At 72.7% G+C, this 19,732-nt stretch carries 19 protein-coding genes; 7 read left to right on the top strand and 12 right to left on the bottom strand.

Translation table 11 applies throughout. The features are described 5' to 3' along the window. Positions 1–228: 228 nt before the first annotated feature. Genes ACERZO_RS17190 through ACERZO_RS17180 form a run of 3 tightly spaced genes read left to right on the top strand, consistent with a single transcriptional unit; the run spans position 229 to position 3,339 of the window. Positions 229–1,101 carry an alkaline phosphatase family protein gene (locus tag ACERZO_RS17190; protein WP_372665671.1) on the top strand — a complete coding sequence of 291 codons (873 nt, stop codon included), beginning with the start codon at positions 229–231 and terminating at the stop codon, positions 1,099–1,101. Between the two features lie 4 nt (positions 1,102–1,105). Beyond that, entirely contained in the window at positions 1,106–2,347 is a 1,242-nt protein-coding gene (locus tag ACERZO_RS17185; protein WP_372665670.1) for an MFS transporter, read from the top strand. Continuing rightward, positions 2,344–3,339, top strand: a complete 996-nt coding sequence (locus ACERZO_RS17180; RefSeq protein WP_372665669.1) for a hypothetical protein — start codon at positions 2,344–2,346, stop codon at positions 3,337–3,339. The genes ACERZO_RS17185 and ACERZO_RS17180 overlap by 4 nt, the downstream gene beginning before the upstream one ends. Here ACERZO_RS17180 and ACERZO_RS17175 read toward each other — a convergent pair. Both ACERZO_RS17175 and ACERZO_RS17170 read right to left on the bottom strand, forming a co-directional pair. Next, complete coding sequence (locus ACERZO_RS17175; RefSeq protein ID WP_372665668.1) at positions 3,314–3,898, bottom strand: dihydrofolate reductase family protein; 585 nt, start codon at positions 3,896–3,898, stop codon at positions 3,314–3,316. The two genes, ACERZO_RS17180 and ACERZO_RS17175, sit on opposite strands and share 26 nt — an antisense overlap. A gap of 64 nt (positions 3,899–3,962) precedes the next feature. After that, entirely contained in the window at positions 3,963–4,364 is a 402-nt protein-coding gene (locus ACERZO_RS17170) for a hypothetical protein (RefSeq protein WP_372665667.1), read from the bottom strand. 311 nt (positions 4,365–4,675) lie between these two features. Here ACERZO_RS17170 and ACERZO_RS17165 point away from each other — a divergent pair, with 311 nt between their 5' ends. Next, positions 4,676–5,626: a glycoside hydrolase family 6 protein gene (locus tag ACERZO_RS17165; protein ID WP_372665666.1), complete on the top strand. Its 951-nt coding sequence runs from the start codon at positions 4,676–4,678 to the stop codon at positions 5,624–5,626. A gap of 97 nt (positions 5,627–5,723) precedes the next feature. Here the strand turns inward: ACERZO_RS17165 and ACERZO_RS17160 are convergent, their stop codons facing one another. Beyond that, positions 5,724–7,052 carry a 3-hydroxybutyrate oligomer hydrolase family protein gene (locus tag ACERZO_RS17160; protein ID WP_372666416.1) on the bottom strand — a complete coding sequence of 443 codons (1,329 nt, stop codon included), beginning with the start codon at positions 7,050–7,052 and terminating at the stop codon, positions 5,724–5,726. A 189-nt stretch (positions 7,053–7,241) separates the two neighbouring features. Here ACERZO_RS17160 and ACERZO_RS17155 point away from each other — a divergent pair, with 189 nt between their 5' ends. Further along, a complete protein-coding gene (locus tag ACERZO_RS17155; protein ID WP_372665665.1) occupies positions 7,242–8,447 on the top strand; it encodes an extracellular catalytic domain type 1 short-chain-length polyhydroxyalkanoate depolymerase in 1,206 nt (401 codons plus the stop codon). Here ACERZO_RS17155 and ACERZO_RS17150 read toward each other — a convergent pair. The 3 genes from ACERZO_RS17150 to ACERZO_RS17140 form a co-directional block, all read right to left on the bottom strand. Then, entirely contained in the window at positions 8,444–10,696 is a 2,253-nt protein-coding gene (locus ACERZO_RS17150; protein ID WP_372665664.1) for a TOMM precursor leader peptide-binding protein, read from the bottom strand. The genes ACERZO_RS17155 and ACERZO_RS17150 overlap by 4 nt on opposite strands. Further along, positions 10,693–10,917 (bottom strand): hypothetical protein, encoded by a 225-nt coding sequence (locus ACERZO_RS17145; RefSeq protein ID WP_372665663.1) that lies wholly within the window; start codon positions 10,915–10,917, stop codon positions 10,693–10,695. Before ACERZO_RS17145 ends, ACERZO_RS17150 begins: the two co-directional genes overlap by 4 nt. 83 nt (positions 10,918–11,000) lie before the next feature. Beyond that, the gene (locus tag ACERZO_RS17140; RefSeq protein ID WP_372665662.1) at positions 11,001–11,537 is read right to left on the bottom strand and encodes a TetR/AcrR family transcriptional regulator; all 537 of its coding nucleotides are present in this window, start codon (positions 11,535–11,537) and stop codon (positions 11,001–11,003) included. A gap of 49 nt (positions 11,538–11,586) precedes the next feature. Between ACERZO_RS17140 and ACERZO_RS17135 the strand changes: the two genes are divergently transcribed. After that, a complete protein-coding gene (locus ACERZO_RS17135; RefSeq protein ID WP_372665661.1) occupies positions 11,587–12,480 on the top strand; it encodes an NADP-dependent oxidoreductase in 894 nt (297 codons plus the stop codon). On the opposite strand, the gene ACERZO_RS17130 is transcribed toward ACERZO_RS17135, so the two are convergent. Beyond that, positions 12,470–13,480, bottom strand: coding sequence for a LacI family DNA-binding transcriptional regulator (locus tag ACERZO_RS17130; RefSeq protein ID WP_372665660.1), 1,011 nt, complete (start codon positions 13,478–13,480; stop codon positions 12,470–12,472). The genes ACERZO_RS17135 and ACERZO_RS17130 overlap by 11 nt on opposite strands. 30 nt (positions 13,481–13,510) lie before the next feature. On the opposite strand from ACERZO_RS17130, the gene ACERZO_RS17125 reads away from it, so the two are divergent. Continuing rightward, positions 13,511–14,659 carry an MFS transporter gene (locus tag ACERZO_RS17125; RefSeq protein WP_372665659.1) on the top strand — a complete coding sequence of 383 codons (1,149 nt, stop codon included), beginning with the start codon at positions 13,511–13,513 and terminating at the stop codon, positions 14,657–14,659. On the opposite strand, the gene ACERZO_RS17120 is transcribed toward ACERZO_RS17125, so the two are convergent. From ACERZO_RS17120 to ACERZO_RS17100, 5 genes are read right to left on the bottom strand one after another with little or no spacing between them, the layout of a single operon-like run. Next, the gene (locus tag ACERZO_RS17120; RefSeq protein ID WP_372665658.1) at positions 14,648–16,516 is read right to left on the bottom strand and encodes a helix-turn-helix domain-containing protein; all 1,869 of its coding nucleotides are present in this window, start codon (positions 16,514–16,516) and stop codon (positions 14,648–14,650) included. The two genes, ACERZO_RS17125 and ACERZO_RS17120, sit on opposite strands and share 12 nt — an antisense overlap. A 1-nt stretch (position 16,517) precedes the next feature. Beyond that, positions 16,518–17,846 carry an MFS transporter gene (locus ACERZO_RS17115; RefSeq protein ID WP_372665657.1) on the bottom strand — a complete coding sequence of 443 codons (1,329 nt, stop codon included), beginning with the start codon at positions 17,844–17,846 and terminating at the stop codon, positions 16,518–16,520. Positions 17,847–17,879: 33 nt separating this feature from the next. Beyond that, positions 17,880–18,629, bottom strand: coding sequence for a 3-hydroxybutyrate dehydrogenase (locus ACERZO_RS17110; RefSeq protein WP_372665655.1), 750 nt, complete (start codon positions 18,627–18,629; stop codon positions 17,880–17,882). 49 nt (positions 18,630–18,678) lie between these two features. Next, positions 18,679–18,816, bottom strand: a complete 138-nt coding sequence (locus ACERZO_RS17105; RefSeq protein WP_372666415.1) for a DUF397 domain-containing protein — start codon at positions 18,814–18,816, stop codon at positions 18,679–18,681. Between the two features lie 22 nt (positions 18,817–18,838). Then, on the bottom strand, positions 18,839–19,711 hold the full coding sequence (locus ACERZO_RS17100; protein WP_372665654.1) for a helix-turn-helix domain-containing protein: 873 nt from the start codon (positions 19,709–19,711) through the stop codon (positions 18,839–18,841). Positions 19,712–19,732 lie beyond the last annotated feature (21 nt).

Genomic DNA, 19,732 nt, shown 5'->3' with positions numbered 1-19,732 from the left:
AGTCTCGGCACCGTTCCTTTGAACGGCCTGGGAGCGACCTGTCAACTCCCTGGCTGTCCACAGTGGACACCTACCAAAGAAGGTTGACACCGGAAAACCGTTAACCCACTCTTTTCCTTGTCCGCCGGAGGTTCCCTGGTGTTCACGAACCGGACCACGACACGGCACGCACCGGCCCTCCGGCCTGGGCATCATGAGGCGCCCTCACCCACCACAGCTGGAGGACCCATGATCCGCAAGCGGATCTTCGCCGTGTTCGCCGCCGCCGCGCTCGTCACGGCCGGTGCGATCACGACCACGGTCGTCACCCGGACGGCGGAGCCCGCCGTGCAGCCGGCGGCGGCCACCGTGCCGGCGTTCGACCACATCGTCCTCGTGATGTTCGAGAACAAGAAGTACTCCTCGATCAACGGCAGTTCCAGCGCGCCCTACTTCAACACCCTCGCCTCGCAGAGCGCGAAGTTCACCAACTCCTTCGCGATCACCCACCCGAGCCAGCCCAACTACGTCGCCCTCTTCTCCGGCGCGACGCAGGGCGTCACCGACGACAGCTGCCCCGCCAACCTCGGCGCGAAGGCGAACCTCGGCCAGCAGCTGATCGGCGCCGGCAAGACGTTCAAGGGCTACTCCGAGGCCATGCCGTCGGACGGCTACACCGGCTGCTCCAGCGGCACCTACCGGCGCAAGCACAACAGCTGGGTCGACTTCTCGAACGTCCCGGCCGCGAGCAACGTCCGCTACTCGAGCTTCCCGTCCGACTTCACCCAGCTGCCGACCGTCTCGTTCGTCACGCCCGACATGTGCAACGACATGCACGACTGCTCCATCGGCACCGGCGACACCTGGCTGAAGAACCACCTCGACGCCTACGCCCAGTGGGCCAAGACCCACAACAGCCTGCTGATCACCACCTTCGACGAGGACAGCGGCACGTCGGTCAACCAGATCTTCACCAGCTTCACCGGCGCGCACGTCAAGGTCGGCAGCTACAGCGAATCGATCAACCACTACACCGTGCTGCGCACGATCGAGGCGTCCTACGGCCTGCCGGGCATCGGCGGCGCCGCGAGCAAGTCGCCGATCCTCGACGTCTGGCAGTAACCGCGTGTACCTCGCCACCATCGGCCGCCGAGAGCACGCCGCGAAGGGCAAGCTCTCGGCGGTCGGCGCGAACGTCTTCGCACTCGGCGCCGTCAGCCTGGTCACCGACGTCTCCTCCGAGATGGTCACCGCCGTCCTGCCGGTGTACCTCGTGCTCGGGCTGCACCTCGGCCCGGCCGCCTACGGCCTGGTCGACGGCCTCTACACCGGCGCGACGGCGCTCCTGCGGATCGTCGGCGGGTACGTCGCCGACCGCGTCCGCCGGCGCAAGGTCGTCGCCGGCGCGGGCTACGCGCTGTCCGCGGTGATGAAGCTCGGCCTGCTCGCCGCCGGGTCGTCGGCGGCCGCGATCGGCGCCGTGATCACGCTCGACCGCACCGGCAAGGGCCTCCGGACGGCGCCACGCGACGCGCTGATCACCCTCTCGGCACCCGAACCGCTGCTCGGCCGCGCCTTCGGCGTGCACCGGGCGATGGACAGCATGGGTGCGTTCGCCGGGCCGCTGGTCGCGCTCGCCGTGCTGGCCGCGGTCGGCGCGACGAACCCGGAGGCGTTCGACGCGGTGTTCGTCGTCAGCTTCTGCGTCGCCGCGATCGGCGTGCTGCTGCTGGTGCTGTTCGTCCGCGATCACCGGACGCCGCGGCCCGCCAGCCCGGTCTCGCCCCGGTCCGCGGCCGCGTTGCTGCGCGGCAGCGGCGTGCGGCGCCTGCTCGTGGCGGCGTGCGTGCTCGGGCTGGCGACCGTCGGCGACGGGTTCGTCTACCTGCTGCTGCAGCACAAGGAGGACATCGCGACCGGCTGGTTCCCGCTGCTCGCGGTGGGCACCAACCTGAGCTACCTGCTGCTCGCCGCGCCGCTGGGCGCGCTGGCCGACCGGATCGGGCGGCTCCCGGTGGTGCTCGGCGGCTACGGCGCGCTCGCGCTCGTCTACCTGCTGCTGGCCGGGCCGGTGTCCGGCTGGCCGCTGTTCGTCCTGTCGCTGGCGTTGTACGGCGCCTTCTACGCGGCGACCGACGGCGTCCTGATGGCACTGGCCGGTCCGCTGCTGCCGGAGTCGTTGCGCACCACGGGAATCTCCCTGGTGCAGACGGCGCAAGCGCTTGCGTACTTCGCCTCGTCCGTCCTCTTCGGACTGGCGTGGCAGTTCTGGGGCCCCGGGCTCGCGATCGGCGTCGCCGCCGGCGGGGCGGTGGTCGCGATCGCCGTGACGTTCGTGGTCCTCTCCCCCAGGAAGGTCGCCGCGTGAAAACCCGGATCCTGATCGCGGTCGCCGGCGTGCTCGTGCTGGCCGGGGCGGCGGTCGCGTACGTCGGCTTCGCGAGCGCGCGCAGCCACGACGTCTCCGCGACCGGCGTGGTGAGCCTCTCCCCCGGCCCGCGGCTGCTGTTCCGCAGCACCGCCGACGCCGACCGCGGCCACGTCGCGACGGTGTCCGCGACCGACCCGGGCGGCGCGCGGACGGTGTCACCCCTGTCCTGTAGCCGGGTCTACGCGGCCGGCGGCACCGGCCTCTGCCTGCGCCCGGACGGCGACCTGACCACCTACCAGCTGGTGGTGCTCGACGCGGGGCTGACGTCGAAGCGCGACATCCCGCTGGTCGGGCTGCCGAACCGGGCGCGGGTGTCGGCGAGCGGCCGGATGCTCGCGTGGACGGTGTTCGTCACCGGCGACTCGTACAACGGCGGCATGTTCTCCACCCGCGCGGGCATCCTCGACACGGCGACCGGCGACCTGGCCGGCACCCTCGAGGACTACGCGGTGACGCTGGACGGCAAGCCGTACCAGGCGGCGGACCTCAACTTCTGGGGCGTCACGTTCACCCGCGACGACCGCCACTTCTACGCGACGATGTCGACGGCCGGCCACCGCTACCTCGTCGCGGGCGACTTCGCCGCGCACACGGTCCGGACGCTGCGGGAGAACGTCGAGTGCCCGTCCCTGTCGCCGGACCAGACGCGCGTCGCGTTCAAGTCCGCTGTGGACGGTGACCCGGCTCGCGGGTGGCGGTTGTCGGTGCTCGACCTGGCGGCGTCGAAGGTGACGCCGCTGGCCGAGACCCGCAGCGTCGACGACCAGCCGGCGTGGCTCGACGACCACACGATCGGCTACGGCGTCCCCCGCGGGCCGGGCCACGCGGACGTGTGGTCGGTTCCGGCCGACGGCTCGGGCGCGCCCCGGCTGCTGATCCCGGAGGCCGAGTCCCCGGCGGCGCTCAGCGACGCCGGTAGTGGGCGATGATGACCCCCTTCGTGGTCGTGACGCTGCGGGTGAGCGTGAACTCGGTGAGCGGCGCGGGTCCTTCGAAGAGGCGCCGGCCCTCGCCGAGGGTCAGCGGGACGATCAGCAGCGTGTAGCGGTCGACGAGGCCGGCGACGTGCAGGCCGCGCACGAGTGACGCGCTGCCGATGACGGAGAGGTCGCGGCCGGGCTGTTCCTTCAGCTCGGCGACGGTCTTCTCGGCGGCGCCCGGCAGGAGGATCGAGTTCTGCCAGGCGCCGGCGTCGGCGAGGGTGGTCGAAGCGACGTATTTGGTGACGGCGTTCATGTGGGTGGTGAAGGGGTTGCCGTCTTCGCGGTGCGCCCAGGCGCCGATGAAGTCTTCCCAGGTCCGGCGGCCGAAGAGCATGTCACCGGGGCGGTTCATGCCCGCGGCCATCTCCTGGGCCAGGACGTCGTCCTGGTAGCGGCTGCCCCAGCCGCCGTGGGCGAAGCCGCCGCGGGTGTCCTCGTCGGGCCGGCCGAGGCCCTGCACGACGCCGTCGAGGGTGACGTTCATGGTGACGTGGAGCGAGCGCATCGTGGTGTCCTTCCGTTCGTGTCACCTCCTGCACGAACGGCGGATCGGGGGATCGACAGCGCGGTCAGTCCATCTTGCGCAACCCGTCGAGGATGCGCCGCATCAGCTCGTTGTCCGGGGCGGCGAACGCCAGCTGCGGCATCAGGAAGCGGCCCGACGGTGGTCTCGGGGGCGGGAGCGTGCGCGGCACCCGCCACGGCAGCCGGTCCGGGGACGAGCCGCGACGCGTCTGCTCCGGGATCGGCAGGGTCGGCAGCGCGATCGTGCGCGACTCGGCGAGCCGCACGGCCGCCTGCTCGAAGCGGAGGCGCGCTTGGATGCCGGCGACCGTCCAATCAGGCTCGGAGTCGGGCACCGCGGCGCCCCGGCGCGGACGGCGTTCGAGCGCGACGGCCCACGCCGCCGCGGCGAGCGCCGGGAGCAGCACGCCGGCGACGATGGCGAAACCGGACAGGTCCGCGGCCATCAGAAGGCCCCGGCGACGGGTAGCAGCATGGCGTTCACTTCCGGACTTGCGGTTCTTCCGAAGCATGGCCGACACCTGGATATTCGACGTGAACGAATGTTTCGCGGACCCCGGAGCCCCATCATGAACGAGGGGCAACGCTCCCGCAAGCGGCCGAACGGGGTGCCCCGTCCGGGCGGTGAAACAGCAGGTCAAGGCCGGTTTTCGGGTAGCCGCAACGAGCCCCTCACCTGGTAGTACGGACCCCGGCGGCATCCGGTTCAGATTCCTTTTTGTACGTCTCCTGTACGCGGTCGCGGCAAACTCGCCGAATGCGCACAACGACCCTCCTCGTGGCCGCCGCGCTGGCGCTCACCGGGCTCGCTTCCCCGGCCGTCGCCGCCGACGGCAACCCGCTCGAGAAGACGAACGGCTTCTACGTCGACCCGGACTCCAACCCGGCGGTCTGGGTCCGCGACCACCCCGGCGACAGCCTGGCCGGCCCGATCCGGACGTCGATCGCGACCAAGCCGGGTGCCCGCTGGTTCGGCAACTGGAGCGGCGACATCCGCACCTCGGTGGACCGGTACACCTACGCCGCCGACGTCGCCGACAAGCTGCCGGTGCTGGTGGCCTACAACATCCCCGGCCGCGACTGCGGCGGCGAGTCGACCGGCGGCGCGGGCAGCCCGCAGGCCTACCGCGACTGGATCTCCGCGTTCGCCGACGGCATCGGCGGCAAGCCGGCGGTCGTGATCATCGAGCCGGACGCGCTCGCCCAGCTCGACTGCCTGCCCGGCGACGCCCGCCAGACCCGGCTCGACCTGCTGAACTACGCGGCGACGCAGTTCGCGCAGAAGGCCCCGAACACGTGGGCCTACCTGGACGGCGGCAACGCGACGTGGATCCCGGCGGCGACGATGGCCACGCGCCTGCAGTCGGCGGGGGTGCGGTCCATCCACGGTTTCGTGCTGAACGTGTCCAACTTCTACACGACGGCCGACTCGACGACGTACGGCAAGGCGGTCGACGCGGCGCTGGGCTACGCGGCCCCGTTCGTAGTGGACACGAGCCGCAACGGCAACGGCCACGGCACGGACAGCGAGTGGTGCAACCCGCCGAAGCGCAAGCTGGGCGCGCAGTCCCAGCTGGGCGGCGGCCCGGAGATGCAGCTGTGGATCAAGGTCCCGGGCGATTCGGACGGCAGCTGCGGCTACGGAACGGGCATCCCGGCGGGCACGTTCAGCCCCACGCTGGCCACCCACCTCATCAACGGCGACTGACCACAGCGCCCCAAGGTGGCCTTCGGTGCGTCACACGCACCGAAGGCCACATTGGGTGCGTGTGACGCAACCAAGGCCACCTTGGGGCGCTCGGGACTCAGCCCAGCGAACAGGTGCGGGCCAGGTCGGCCGGGCTCGCGTCCGCGGGACGGGCGATCGTCGACGACGCCGGCGGCCGCACCCCGCGCAACCACCCGCCCAGCGCGTCGAACGCCGTGCGGAAGCACGGGCCCAGCGGCCGCAGCCGGTCCGGGTACGCGTCGACCAGGCCGTCGACGTGGTTGCCGCCTTCCACCCGGTAGTACCGGTGCAGCGATCCGCGCCCGGCCGCCGCGATCATCCGGTCGTACACGTCCGAATCGCGGGTGATCGGCAGCAGCGTGTCGAGCGTGCCGTGCAGGGTGAGCAGCGGCTTGCCGATCCGTCCGGTCAGCGAGATCCGCTCCACCGCCCGCGCCACCGACGCCGGCCGGGACGCATACGAATAGTCGGCGTCACAAGCCGGCGTTCCCGAGGCGCAGAACGGGGTTCCGGCCGCCAGCGCGCCATCGAACGACGGGTCCACCTCCTCGCGGTAGATCCGCTGCGTCAGGTCCCAGTAGACGCGGTAGTGGTAGTCCCACAGGAACTCCGACCCCGGCGCGAACCCGGCGTCCAAAATGGACTGGTGCGCCGAAGCCGACCCCGCCGCGTAAGCCGGGTACGCGCGAAGAGCCGGCGGCAGGAACGTCAGCAAGTTCGGTCCATCGGCACGCCACAGCGTCCCCTCCCAGTCGACGCCCCCGTCGTAGAGCCACGGCCGGTTCTCCAGCTGCCACCGCACGAGGTAGCCGCCGTTGGACAGCCCCGCCGCCAGCGTCCGCGTCACGGGACGGCGGTAGTGCAGGACCGCGGCCGCACGAGCTGCCAGCGTCAGCTGCGTGACGCGCGTGTTCCACTCGGCCAGCGCGTCGCCCGGCCGGACGCCGTCGTCGTAGAAGGCCGCGCCGGTGTTGCCCTTGTCGGTCGCGGCGAACGCGTACCCCTCGGCCAGCGCCTGGTCGCCGATCGCGCGGTCGTTCGCGTACTGGCGCCGCACGCCCGGCGAGCCGGACACGACCAGGCCGCCGTTCCAGTGCGCCGGCAGCCGCAGCACGAACTGCGAGTCGTGGTTCCAGCCGTTGTTGGTGTTGGCCGTCGACGTGTCCGGGAAGTACCCGTCGACCTGGACGCCGGGGACGCTTCCGTACGTCGGCAGCCCGGCCGACGTCAGCCCGGCCCAGTCGGCCTGGACCGTGTGCCCGGACGCCACCGTCCCGGTCGTCGTCAGGTCGTCCAAGCACACCGAAACGGACTTTTCGGCGCCGGGCACGGCCACCCGGCAGCCCCCGGCCGAAGCCGACGCCGAAGCGGGCAACCCCGCCGCGAGCGCCCCCGCCAGAACCACAACCAGCCATCTGCGCACGGTTCACCTCCGGTCTCGATGGAACAGAACCCAAGCGCGTGCACCCGGCGGGAGCCACCCCGCCGGTCACCATGAATCGCCGCGGGGATGTGGTGGCCGGCCACATGGTCCAGGCCACGAGACCGACCTAGCGTCGCTGGAAACCCTCTCAACGACGAGAAGGACTCCCCCATGCGCAAACTCGCCTTCGCCGGACTGGCCGCGATCACCGCCGCGGTGCTCACCACCGTCGGGGTGGCGAGCGCCGACCCGCCGCCGTCGTCGCTGGTCCAGGTCTCGAACTTCGGCGCCAACCCGGGCGCCCTCGCGATGTTCACGTACACCCCGTCCGGGCTCGAGGCCGGCCGCCCGGTCGTCGTCGCCCTGCACGGCTGCACGCAGAGCGCGTCGGACTACCACGCCCACTCCGGCTGGCCCGAGCTGGCCGACAAGTGGCGGTTCGAGGTCGTGTTCCCACAGCAGTCGACCGCGAACAACTCCCTCAAGTGCTTCAACTGGTTCTCCACCGCCGACGACACCCGGGGCAACGGCGAGGCCGCGTCCGTCAAGTCCATGGTGGACAAGGCGATCGCCGACCACGGCTCGGACCGCTCGCGGGTGTACGTCACCGGCCTGTCGGCGGGCGGCGGCATGACGGCGGACCTGCTCGCCGCCTACCCGGACGTCTTCGCCGGCGGCGGCATCGACGCCGGGCTGCCCGCGCAGTGCGCCACCAGCGTCACCGAAGCGACGAACTGCCAGCAGAACAACCAGAACCTGACGCCGGCGCAGTGGGCGTCGAAGGTCAAGGCCCAGTACCCCGGCTACGGCGGGCCGTGGCCGCGCGTCGCGATCTGGCAGGGCACCGGCGACTACACGGTCTACCCGGTCAACGGCACCGAGCTGCGCGACCAGTGGACCGCGGTGCACGGCGTCTCCCAGACCCCGACCAGCACCCAGTCGCTGCCCGGCGGCACGACGTTGACGAACTACGCCGACAAGGTCCAGCTGTACTCGATCGCCGGCATGGGCCACGGCACGGCCGTCGACCCGGGCACCGGCGCGACGCAGTGCGGCAGCACCGGCGCGTACTTCCTCGCGGGCATCTGCTCGAGCTACTACACGGGCGTGTTCTGGGGCCTGGACAAGGGATCTTCCGGCACCACGACCGCCACCACGCCCCCGCCGACGACCACGACGACGTCCACCCCGCCGTCCGGCACCTGCGTGAACGCCAGCAACTACGCCCACACCCAGGCAGGCCGCGCGCACCAGAGCGGCGGCCAGACATACGCGAACGGCTCCAACCAGGCCATGGGCCTGTGGAACACGTTCACCACGCACGCCCTGCGCGAGACGTCCCCGGGCTACTGGGTCCTCGCCGACGGGCAGTGCTAGAGGAAGATCGGAAACGGGTTGAGGTCGTCGTAGCCGCGCGGCTCGGCCAGCCGGCCGAGCCGCACCGGCACGTCGTAGAGCCGGCCGGGCGCGAACCGCGCCCAGAGCCCGCGCATCCCCGGGACGAGCACCTTCACCACCGGCAGGCCGATGTCCGGGCGCGTCTGGTCGAGCACGAACACCTCCAGCCCGGCGCGCTCCAGTTTCGCCTGCACCAGCCGCAGATCCGTCAGCAGGTCGGGCGAATACGCGTAGCCGTGGTCAGCCGGTCCGACCGCCCGTCGCGCCGGATCGGGGAGGAGGTACCGCTGCTCGGCCACCGCGGCCTCGCGCAGCCACCGGGCCGCGTCCGGGTCGTCGCCGCCGTCCCACCCGTCGAGGACGGCGGGCACCAGCTGGTTCAGCTCGGTCAGCGCGCGCCGCAGGGCGACGGCCGGGTCGAGGTGCGCGCCGAAGCCCATCATGATCTTTTCGGACGGTCCGCCGACGCACCGGGACAGCGCGGCGAACACGGGTACCCCGATGTCGGAGGTCACGTCCAGCACCCAGACGTCCCGGCCCAGCCCGGCGTACACCCGGCGAAGCTCGCCGAGCCACGGATCACCGAACGCGTCGAGGTCGACGCCCGGCTGGCGGGTGCGGTTGTACCACCACAGCGCGACGGCGTCGCGCTCCACGACCTCGAGCATCCCCTGCAGCGCGGCGTCTTCGAGCGTGCTCCCCGCCGCGTTGCCGTTGGAGTCCGCGAACACCGACACCGGCCCCGGTCCGGCGGGCACGCCGAAGTACAGCATCGCGGTCGGGAACAGCCGGTGCTCGCCGCGGGTGAGCGACCACACCGGCGTCCAGTCCTGCTCGGCGTCGTCGTCGAACGGGTCGCAGACGAACTGGAACGGGCCGTGGCGCTCGCGGGCCCGCACCCGGCCGGGGTACTGGCGCTCGTGGAACAGCTGGCAGGTGGCGGGGTGCACCGCCGCGTCGCCCAGCGACCGGAAGCTGCCCCGCACGCGTTCTTCGTCGCCGTCGTAGTGGCCGCTGTGCCGCTCGAGGGCCTCGCACAGCGCTCCCACCTCGGCCTGGACCGGGGTGACGCCCTTTCCGCCGTTCTGGCTCCTCAACGCCGTGCGCAGCCGGTCGGCGCCGCGCCGGCCCAGCGCGATGTTGGGACCGGAGCGGTAGGAGGCGAACAGGGCCGGACCGCGTGTGTCGCGTCGCAGCTCCTTGACGACGCCGGTCAGCCGGCTGACGAGGTGCCGGTAGGTCCCGAGCACCTGCTCCGGCGGTACCGCGCGGTGCCCGCCGCCCGCGGTGTCGTTCTTCGTCCGGGGTGCCAGGCGCACGGGCCGGCGGGTCCGCTCGCGCACCAGGTCCGGGTTCCCGCAGGAGGCGCACTGCGGACGGGCGCGGACCTCGTGCCGTTCCCCGGTCAGGTCGCTGCTGTCGAACGTCCACAGTGCACGTTGGCCGGGATTTCGGTGTCCGGCCAGCCATTTGACCGCTTCCAAGGCGACGAGGTTCACCGCGACGGCGGCCAGCGGGGTGAGCGTGGCCTCCGGGCGCGGCAGCGGCCCCGGCAGGCCGAGGGTGTCCCGGACGTGCGCTTCGGCGGGCCGGTTGCCCCACAGCCGCGTGGCCAGGCAGTGCCAGCAGGGGCCGTCGCCGGGGGTGAAGAACGGGCCGATCGACAGCCGCGCCCCGGCCGGCTTGGCGAGCAGCCAGGGCCGCCCGGCCGCCCGCTGCCGTGCGTCCACTTCGGACAGACCGGCCTCGAGGTAGTCCCGGCACAGCACAACGGAGAGGTCCGCGTCCTCGGCTCGCTCGACCACCGTGAGGCCCGACGCGCGCAAGGCTTCCGCCGCGGCCGGTGTGGAAGCCGCGCCGGCCAGTGCGACCCGGCCGCGCGCGACGGCGGCCGTCGCGGCTTCGCCGTCGGCGCCGATGGCGTCCCAGTAAGCCAGCTCCGGCCGGTCCGCCGCGGAACCGGCCGCGGAGCGCAGGCCGACCACCTGCGTCTCCGCGAGCCGGGCCAGCAGGCCGGCGGCTTGCTCGGCGGGGACGTCCCCGGGCAGCTCGCGGCGCACCGCGGCGAAGTCCCGGGTGCCGTCCAGCAACGGGACCAGGGACTCCAGGTGCGGACCGCGCAGGGCGGCGGCCTCGTCTTCGGACAGCAGGTACACCGCGTCGCCGGGCACCACCGCGACGCTCAGGTGGCGCTTGAACCCGACGAGCGGCCGGGGCGGTTCGGTCACCCGTGGATCGCGGCCACCGATGCCGGACGCTCGACGCGGCAGATGCACCCCGTCGGGAGCACCGGCGGTTCCAGCCGGCACGGGCTGACCGACGGCCGCACCGGGTCGTTCCCACCGCCTCCGGTCATCGCCCGGCCGTCCAGCGGGTAGACCGTCAGCTCCGCCGTCCCGACCGGCCCGGCCCCGAAGGCCGTCTCGAGCGCGCGTGTGAAGTCGTCCACGATATCCCCCCTCGATGTCGTTTACCGGCAACTTCCATCGTGCCCCGATGTTCCGGGGGCCCACCAGGGCCGGATGGGGGCAATCAGGTCAACAGGCCGGTCAGCAGCACGCCCGTCAGCCGCCGCGCCGACTCGCCCGTGCGCGCCGACGTCAGGGCGGTCAACGCGAGCCGGACGTCGTCGACCGTGACCCGGGGCCGGAGGACGCCGTCGGCGCGGGCGCGTTCGACCAGCCGCGCGAAGCCCTCGGCGTGCGCGCGGCGCCGGCCGGCGAACTCCGGTCCGGAAAGGGGACCGGTCAGCCCCGGCTCCTCGGCCCGCCACTCGCCGAAGCGGTGGAACGTGCGGGTCAGCGCGCGGCGGCTGTCCGGGTCGGCTAGCGCGGCCCGCAGCTGCCGTTCGCACCGGTCCACCTGGCCGGCGAGCACGGCCGCCAGGAGGTCGGCACGGGACGGGAAGTGCCGGTGCACGGTCGCCGGGGCCAGGCCCGCGCGCCGCGCGATCTCCCGCACCGGCAGGTCGGGGCCGTGACGCGCGAAGGCCGTGTGCGCGACCGCCACGAGGTGCCGGCGGTTGTGTTCGGCGTCCGTCCGGCGTTTCCGAGTCAGTTCGTCGGCCACGGTTCTCACTTCCCGTTCGGCACCGCTGATCTTTCCTAGCGTAGGCGCCATGTTCGCAACCCGGTTCGAGCGGTTCGGCCCGCCGGAGGTCCTGTCGGCAGGCGAGCTCCCGGAGCCGCACGCCGGTCCCGGCGAGGTCCGGGTCCGCGTGCGGACGGCCGGGGTGTCCCCCGTGGACCTGGCGATCCGCGCCGGTAAGTCGCGGTCGCCGATCGCCCTGCCGCACGTCCCCGGCGTCGACGCGGCGGGTGTCGTCGACGAGGCAGGCCCCGGCGCGGCGGTCGGTGACGAGGTGTTCGGCGCGGTCGACGTCGCCCGGCTCGGCGGGGCGACCGCCGAGTTCGCCGTCCTCGCGTTCTGGACGCCCAAGCCGCCGTCGATGCCGTGGGAGCAGGCCGGGGCAGCGGCCTCCGGGATCGAGACGGCCACCCGCGCGCTCGACCTCCTCGACGTCCGCGACGGCATGACGCTGCTGGTCGACGGCGCGTCCGGCGGCGTCGGCAGCCTCGTGGTGGGGCTGGCCCTCGCGCGGGGTGCGCGGGTGTTCGGGACGGCCCGCGACCTCGAGTTCGTCGAAAGCCTGGGCGCGACGCCGGTTTCGTACGGACCCGGCTTGCCCACGAGGGTGCCCGGCCGGGTCGACGCGGCTCTCGACGTCGCCGGCAAAGGGTCGCTGCCGGAGCTGATCGAGCTGACCGGGACGCCGTCGTCGGTCGTCACGCTCGCCGACTTCAGCGGCCCGTCCCACGGCGTTCGCGTGTCGACCGGGGCTCTGGGCGGCGAGCCGGACGGGCGCCACGGCCTGGCTGAGGCGGCGAAGCTGTTCGAAGAAGGCCGGTTCCGCGTGCCGGTCGAGAAGGTCTTCACCGACGCGGCCGCCGCGCACGCCGCCGCCGAACGCGGGCCGCGGCGGGGGAAGCTCGTCGTCGAGGTCAGCGAGTAGACGTCCGGACCGTCGTCGCCCACTCGGCAGACCGGCCGGGTTCCCGCGAGCCCAGCGCGATCAGGGCGCAGTCCCGGCCCTGGTCGAACAGCGACTGCGCGACCGTCGTCAGCCCGGCGCGCTCGGCGTCCGGGTCGTCGTCCCAGCCCGCGACGGCGAGGTCCTCCGGCACGCGCAGGCCGCGGCGGCGCGCGGCGTCGAGGACGGCGAACGCGAGCTGGTCGCTCATGGCGATCACCGCGTCGGGCTCGGTGTCGAGGAGCGCGTCGGCCTGCTCCGCGGCTTCGTCGCGGTCATTGCGGGCGACGACGGCCACCGGCAAGCCGCCCAGGTCGCCGAGGTGGTCGTAGATCCCGAGGAGCCGCTCTCGCGTGACAGGGAAGGCGATGGTTTCCGGCGCGGGCGCGGTTTCCAGGCGGGGGCGGCGGTCGCGGTCGAACGGGAAGCTGAGCACGGCGGGCCGGCGCGCCCCGGCGAAGGTGCGCGCGGCGAGTTCCCGTGCGGACGCGCGGTTGTCGATGCTCACGACCCGCGCGCCGGCGAAGGCGGGGCCGCCGTGGATCGCGACCGGCTTGCCGAGGCCGCTCACGACGTCGAGCACGGGATCGCCGTCGACCGTCGTCCACACGATGTAGCCGTCGACCGACGCCGACCGGACGCGCTCGACGTCGTCCGCCGCACCGGTCGTCGGGATGAGGTTGAGCCCGCTGCCGCGCTCGCGGCAGACCTCGGCGACGCCGGCGAGGAACCGGCGGGCCTGCGGGTCTTCGAAGGCGTAGGCGAGGTGCTCGCCGAGCACGACGCCGATGGCGCCGTTGTGCCGGCGGCGCAGCGACCGCGCGGTCGGGTCCGGCCCGCGGTAGCCCAGCTCGGCGGCGACCTCGCGGACGCGGCGCAGCGTCTCGGGCGCGACGCGGTCGGGCTGGTTGTAGCAGTACGACACGGTCATCGCCGAGACCCCGCACCGGCGCGCGACGTCGGCCATCGTCGGTCTGGACATCGCCCCACCCTAGCTGTGTATCGTTAAACAATGCTCGTCGAACCCCGGACGCGGCTGGCCCTTGGCGCGCTCAGCGCCGCCTGCTTCGTGTCCGTGACCTCGGAAAACCTGCCCGTGGCGCTGCTGCCGCAGCTCGCGTCCGGGCTCGGCGTCGCGGACTCGTCGATCGGGCTGCTGATGACCGGGTACGCGCTGGTCGTGGCGGTCTCGGTGGTGCCGCTGGTCGCATGGGCGTCCCGCTGGGACCGCCGGACGACGGCGCTGGTCACGCTCGGGATGGTCGTGGTGTCCAACGTGGTGCTGGCGGTCGCGCCGAGCTACGGCGTCGCGATCGCCGCCCGGCTGGTGGCGGCCGCGGGCCACGGGGTGTTCTGGTCGGTCGTCGCGTCGATGGCCGCGCGCCTGCTCGGCCCCGGCCGGGCCGGCCGGGCGACGGCAGTGGTGTTCGCGGGCAACTCCCTGGCGTTCTTGTTCGGGCTGTCGGTGAGTTCGTGGCTCGGCACGACGTTCGGCTGGCGGCTCGCGGTCTTCGTGGTGGCGGCCGTCGCGGCTCTGACGGCGCTCGTCATCCGCGTGACGGTCGGCCCGATGCCCGCCATCGCGCCCGCTTCCGGCTCCCGGATCGCCGTCGACCGCGCGCAGTTCCCGGTCAACGTGACGACGCTGCTGGTCGTGACCGGGCACTTCGCCGCGTTCACGTACATCACGGCGATCATCGCGCGGTACGTCCACCTCACCGGTCCGGCGACTTCGGCGCTGCTCTTCGCCCACGGCCTGGCGGGCTTGCTCGGCCTGGTGCTGATCGGCAGGCACATCGACCACCACCCGCGCGCGACGGCGCTGGTCACGACGGCCGGGCTCGCGGTGTGCATGGTGGCGCTGCTGGTTTCGCCGGGCCCGGTGGTCGCGGGAACGGCGATCGTGGCGTGGGCGGGCCCGGCGGCGGGGATCGGCGTGGTGCTGCAGGCGGCGGTCCTGCGGGTGGCGAAGGACCGGCCGGACCTGGCGTCGGCGGTGTACATCGTGGCGTTCCAGATCGGCATCGCGTCGGGCGCGGCCTTGGGTGGGCTCGGGCTGGACCACGGGATGCTGCCGGTGGCGGTGGTGATCGCGGCAACGGGCGGGCTGACGTCGGCGCTCGTGGTGTGGCGGTCGAAGGCGTTCGCCTCAGCCACCTAGGCGATGCACCCGCAGGGCCAGCTGGATTTCCAACGCCCGGTCCGGCGCCTGCCAGTCCTCCCCCAGCAGCGACGCCACCCGCTCCAGCCGCTGCACCACCGTGTTCACGTGGACGTGCAGCACGTCCTTCGTCCGCGCCAGCTGCGATCCGCTCGCGAAGTACGCCCGCAGCGTCGCCACCAGCTCGGTCCCCCGGCGCGCGTCGTAATCGAGCACCGGGCCCAGCGTCTGCCGGACGAACCCGTCCAGGTCCGCGTGGTCGCCCAGCAGCTGGCCGAGGAAGCCGAGGCCCGTCATCGCCGCGCCCTCGCCGGTCCGGCCCAGCGCCAGCAGCGCCCGGACGCACCGCGCTGCCTCGCCGTGCGCCGACGCGATCGCCGACGGGCCGCTCGCCGGGCCCGCCGCGCCCACCGTCACCGGGCGGCCGGTCGCCGCGCCGAGGTCGGCCGCCACGCGGCGGGCCAGCTCGTCCGGGTCGCCCGCGCCCAGCAGGACGACCTCCTCCGCGTGCACGCCGACCAGCGTCGCGTGCCGGGCGGCCGCGCTCGCCAGCCGCCGTCGCGAGCCGCCGTCGGCGTGCGCGACCAGGACCGCGTGCGGCGCCGACAGGTCGATCCCCAGCCGGCGGCCCCGCGCGAGCAGCGCGCGGGGGTTGCGGTCGGGCGCGGTGAGCAGGTCGGTCAGCAGCTCGCCGCGGACCTCGTCCTCGGCCCGGACCACCGACCGCCGCAGCATCAGCAGCAACGCCGTCACGACGCCGGCGCGTTCGAAGAGCCGCCGGTCCGGGTCGCTCAATCCGTCGGGACCGGTCAGCACCAGGCTGCCGAGCAGTTCGGGACCGGCCTGCACCCCGCACACCCAGCTGTCCTTTGTGGACACGGCCCGGCCGGCGGTGCGGGCCGCGAACAGCGCGTCCGGGTCCAGCGGGGCCGGGGAAGCCGAGCTGGCCAGGAGCGTGCCGTCGGCGTCGTACACCGTGAGGTCGCCGTGCAGCACCCCGGCGACGGCCGCCGCGACGTCCGGCAGGTCGCCGCCGCGCAGCACCAGGTCGGTCAGCCGGTCGTGGGCGTCCTGGGCGCGTTCCATCGCTTCGGTGTGCGCGCGGATCGTCGCGTTGGCCTCGTTGAGTTCCGCGACGGCCCGGCGCGTCTGGTCGAGCAGGTTCGCGCTGTCCAGGGCGATCGCCGCGTGGTCGGCCAGCGACGACAGCAGCGCCACCTCGTCGGGGCTGAACTCCCGCGTCGCGCGGTCGGACGCGAAGAGCACGCCCAGCACCTTCGGCCCGATGGCCAGCGGGACGCCGAGGATCGCGGTCAGGCCTTCGTCCTTGACGCCGGAGTCGATGTGCCGGGTGTGCTTGAACCGGTCGTCGTTGAAGTAGTCGGCCGTCGCGTACGGCCGCGCGGTCTGCGCGACGAGCCCGCCGAGGCCCTCGCCCATGCCGAGCACGATCTGCTGGAACTCCGCCGACACCGATCCGTCGCTGACCCGCACGTACGTCTTGTTCTCGGCCTCGCGGTTCAGCGACAGGTACGACACGTCGACGTTCAGCAGCGCCCGCGCCCGCCGGACGATCGACCGCAGGACGGTGTCCGGATCGGACAGTCCGGCGAGCTCGCTCGCGGTGTCGAACAGCGCGCCGAGCTGGGCCTCGCGGCGCCGGTGCTCGGCGAGGGTCTCGCGGATCCGCAGCGCCAGCTCCCCCGCGCTGGCCAGCGCGGCGAGGTCGGCCGCGCCGAGCGTGCCTTCGGCGCGGGCGGCCACGACGACGTGCGCCAGCTGCTCGCTGCTCGCCCCGGAGGCGAGCAGGTCGAGCAGCCGGCGCACGGCGTCGGTCGATCCGGTCACGGCCGTCATGCTAGGGCGAAACGGCCGCCGTCTCCGCCTGGACGTCGTCGTCGTGCAGCGATTCGCCGCGCGTCTCGCGGGCCGAGAGCAACGCGATCACCGTGAGCACGCACATCGCGGCGACGTACAGCGACACCGGCACGGTGCTGCCCCACGCGGAGAACAGCGCGACGGCGATCAGCGGCGCGACGGCGCCCGCGGCGATCGACGACAGCTGCCCGCCGACCGACAGGCCGGTGTAGCGCACCCGCGTCGGGAACTGCTCGGCGAAGAACGCGGCCTGCGGGCCGTACATCGCGCCGTGCAGCACCAGCCCGACGGTCGCCGCCAGCACGATCACCGGAGACGACTTCGTGTCCAGCAGCGCGAAGAACGCGAAGCCCCACAAGGCCATCCCGATCGCGCCGAACAGGTACACCGGGCGACGGCCGACGCGGTCGGACAGCGCGCCCCACAGCGGGATCGTCACGAAGTGCACGGCCGAGCCGATGAGCACCGCGGTCAGGCCGACGCCCTTCGGCAGGTGCAGCCCGGTCGTGACGTACACGAGGATGAACGCCGTGATGACGTAGTACGAGACGTTCTCCGCCATCCGCGCGCCGATCGTGATCAGTACCTGGCGCCAGCTGTCGCGGAAGACCTCTACGACGGGCACGTGCTTCTCGGCGCGGTTCTCGGCCTGCTTCTGCGCGGCCAGGAACACCGGCGATTCGGCGACGGCCAGCCGGATCCACAGCCCGATCAGCAGCAGCACGCCCGAGAGCAGGAACGGGATCCGCCAGCCCCACGACATGAACGTCGCGTCCGACTGCGTGGCCGAGAGGATCGCCAGGACGGCGGTGGCCAGGAGGTTCCCGCCGGGCGCGCCGCACTGCGGCCAGCTCGCCCAGAAGCCGCGGCGGCGGTCGTCGCCGTGCTCGGAGACGATCAGGACGGCCCCGCCCCACTCACCACCCAGCGCGAAGCCCTGGACCAGGCGAAGGAGCGTGAGGAGAAGGGGAGCCGCGACGCCGGCGCTCGCGTACGTCGGCAGGACGCCCATCAGGCACGTCGACCCGCCCATCAGCACCAGGCTGACGATCAGCAGCTTCTTGCGGCCGAGCCGGTCGCCGTAGTGGCCGAAGACGAGGCCGCCGATCGGGCGGGCCAGGAACCCGACGGCGTAGGTCAGGAACGCCAGCAGCGTGCCGGTCAGCGGGTTCGCCGTCGGGAAGAACAGCTTGTTGAAGACGAGGGCGGCGGCCGAGGTGTAGAGGAAGAAGTCGTACCACTCGATGGTGGTGCCGATCAGGCTCGCGCCGACGATCTTGGCGATCGCCGACCGGTGGGGTTGGCTCACTGCGGGCTCCACTTCCTTGTGGTTTGGCGGGTCTTAGGCGGCGGTCCAGCCGCCGTCGAGCGGGATGGACGCCCCGGTGACGTGGCCGGCGTGCGGCGAGCACAGCCACGTCACCAGGGAAGCGACGTCGTCGGTTTCGATGAGCTTCTTGATGGCGGCGCGCTTGAGGAGGACCTGCGCGACGACGTCCTCGCGCGGGATGTCGTGCTCGACGGCCTGCGCGTCGATCTGGTTGTCGACGAGCGGGGTGCGGACGTACCCGGGGTTCACGCAGTTGCTGGTGACGCCGTGCGGAGCGCCTTCGAGAGCGGCGACCTTCGAGAGGCCTTCGAGCCCGTGCTTGGCGGCGACGTACGCGGCTTTGTAGGGAGAGGCCCGCAGCCCGTGGACGCTCGACATGTTGACGATCCGCCCCCACCCCCGCGCGTACATCGCCGGGAGCACGTGCCGGATCAGCAGGAAGGGAGCGGTGACCATGAGGGACTGGATGCGCGTGAAGACGTCCGGCGGGAAGTCTTCGAGCGGAGCGACGTGCTGGATCCCGGCGTTGTTGACGAGGATGTCGACCTCGGCGGGCAGGCCGTCGATCGTCGAGGGGTCGGCGAGGTCGGCGGCGTGCGCCCAGCCCCCGACCTCGGTGGCGGCGGCTTCGGCGCGGTCCCGGTCCAAGTCGACGACGTGCACCTTCGCCCCGGCCGCGGCGAGCGCGCGGACGCAGGCCAGGCCGATGCCCGAGGCCCCGCCGGTGACGAGGGCGGTGCGCCCGTCCAGATCGCTGGTCATGGACGGGAACGGTAAGCGTGACCCGGGTCCCGGGCTATGTGTGCGGGAGCTACAGCTCGCCAAGATCCCGTGGCGTGGAGCCACACACGGCGATCACGAAGGCATCCCACGATCGGGTGGAGATTTCGAGGGTGCCGCCGGTGCGGTCCTTGGTGTCGCGGATTTTTGCCGCAGGTCCGAGCGCCACTTCGACGCAGTTCGCCTGCTGGCTATGGCTCGAGATCCGCCACACCCCCGGATTCACTCCGCACCTCCAGCTCAGCGACCATCGCCTCGATCAGCGCCGAGCTGCCCTGCTCATCCAAGGCCGAGGCCGCCAGGCCCTCGGCCGCCTCGCGGTAGCCGGCCACCTGATCCTCATCGTAGAGGTACGCCACCGCCCGGAATTCCTCGATCGCGATGATCGGCGGCAGGGCTTCGAACTCGAAGATGGCGAAGTTCCCGTGCAGCCCGGCGTGCGCGCGGTCGCCGCCCGGCAGCACTTGCAGCCGGATGTTCTTCCGCCGCGAAGCGGCGAGCAGGTGCCGAAGCTGCTCCACCATCACTTCGCCCTCCGCGATCCCCAGCCGCAGGGCGCGCTCATCGATCACCGCATGGAAGCTCGCCGGGCGCAGCCCGGCGAGCACACCTCGCCGGCTCCGCCGGGCGAGGACCAGGTTCTCGACTTCGCTCGCCACCAGGCCGCCGGCCGCCAGGAGCGCCCGGGCGTACTCGTCGGTCTGCAGCAGGCCGGGGATCAGCATCGGTTCCCAGTTGAAGATCTCCGTGGCCGCCCGCTCGTACTGCACATAGGCCGAGACGAACGGCGGCACCGAGCGCTCCAGCCAGCTCGGCTCGGTTGCCGTGCGAGCGAGGTCGAGGAGCCGGGCCCGCTCCCCCGGCTCCACCACCAACACCCCCATCAGCAACGCCACCTGCTCCACCTTGGGAATCCGCTTCCCGTACTCCCAATTGCTCAGCTCCTGCGGAAGCACACCGATCAACCTCGCCAGCTCACGCACGCCGAGGTTCCGGGCCGTCCGACAGGACCTGAGCCCGAAGCCGAGCGCTCTCGCCCGGGGTGTCGCGAAGGGTGTCGCCATGAGCGCATTCTGTCACCGGGG

Origin of the sequence: Amycolatopsis kentuckyensis (assembly GCF_041679295.1) — a bacterium.
GTDB lineage: Bacteria > Actinomycetota > Actinomycetes > Mycobacteriales > Pseudonocardiaceae > Amycolatopsis > Amycolatopsis kentuckyensis_A.
The sequence above is the reverse complement of the archived record's forward strand: the minus strand, read 5'-3'. Positions and strand labels throughout refer to the sequence as shown.

What these genes read in the sequence shown, in the direction of transcription:
- ACERZO_RS17165 (WP_372665666.1), top strand. Translation starts at nt 4,676, where the DNA reads ATGCGCACAACGACCCTCCTCGTGGCCGCCGCGCTGGCGCTCACCGGG.
- ACERZO_RS17155 (WP_372665665.1), top strand. Translation starts at nt 7,242, where the DNA reads ATGCGCAAACTCGCCTTCGCCGGACTGGCCGCGATCACCGCCGCGGTG.
- ACERZO_RS17135 (WP_372665661.1), top strand. Translation starts at nt 11,587, where the DNA reads ATGTTCGCAACCCGGTTCGAGCGGTTCGGCCCGCCGGAGGTCCTGTCG.
- ACERZO_RS17190 (WP_372665671.1), top strand. Translation starts at nt 229, where the DNA reads ATGATCCGCAAGCGGATCTTCGCCGTGTTCGCCGCCGCCGCGCTCGTC.
- ACERZO_RS17120 (WP_372665658.1), bottom strand. Translation starts at nt 16,516, where the DNA reads ATGACGGCCGTGACCGGATCGACCGACGCCGTGCGCCGGCTGCTCGAC.
- ACERZO_RS17110 (WP_372665655.1), bottom strand. Translation starts at nt 18,629, where the DNA reads ATGACCAGCGATCTGGACGGGCGCACCGCCCTCGTCACCGGCGGGGCC.
- ACERZO_RS17130 (WP_372665660.1), bottom strand. Translation starts at nt 13,480, where the DNA reads ATGTCCAGACCGACGATGGCCGACGTCGCGCGCCGGTGCGGGGTCTCG.
- ACERZO_RS17100 (WP_372665654.1), bottom strand. Translation starts at nt 19,711, where the DNA reads ATGGCGACACCCTTCGCGACACCCCGGGCGAGAGCGCTCGGCTTCGGG.
- ACERZO_RS17125 (WP_372665659.1), top strand. Translation starts at nt 13,511, where the DNA reads ATGCTCGTCGAACCCCGGACGCGGCTGGCCCTTGGCGCGCTCAGCGCC.
- ACERZO_RS17175 (WP_372665668.1), bottom strand. Translation starts at nt 3,898, where the DNA reads ATGCGCTCGCTCCACGTCACCATGAACGTCACCCTCGACGGCGTCGTG.
- ACERZO_RS17170 (WP_372665667.1), bottom strand. Translation starts at nt 4,364, where the DNA reads ATGGCCGCGGACCTGTCCGGTTTCGCCATCGTCGCCGGCGTGCTGCTC.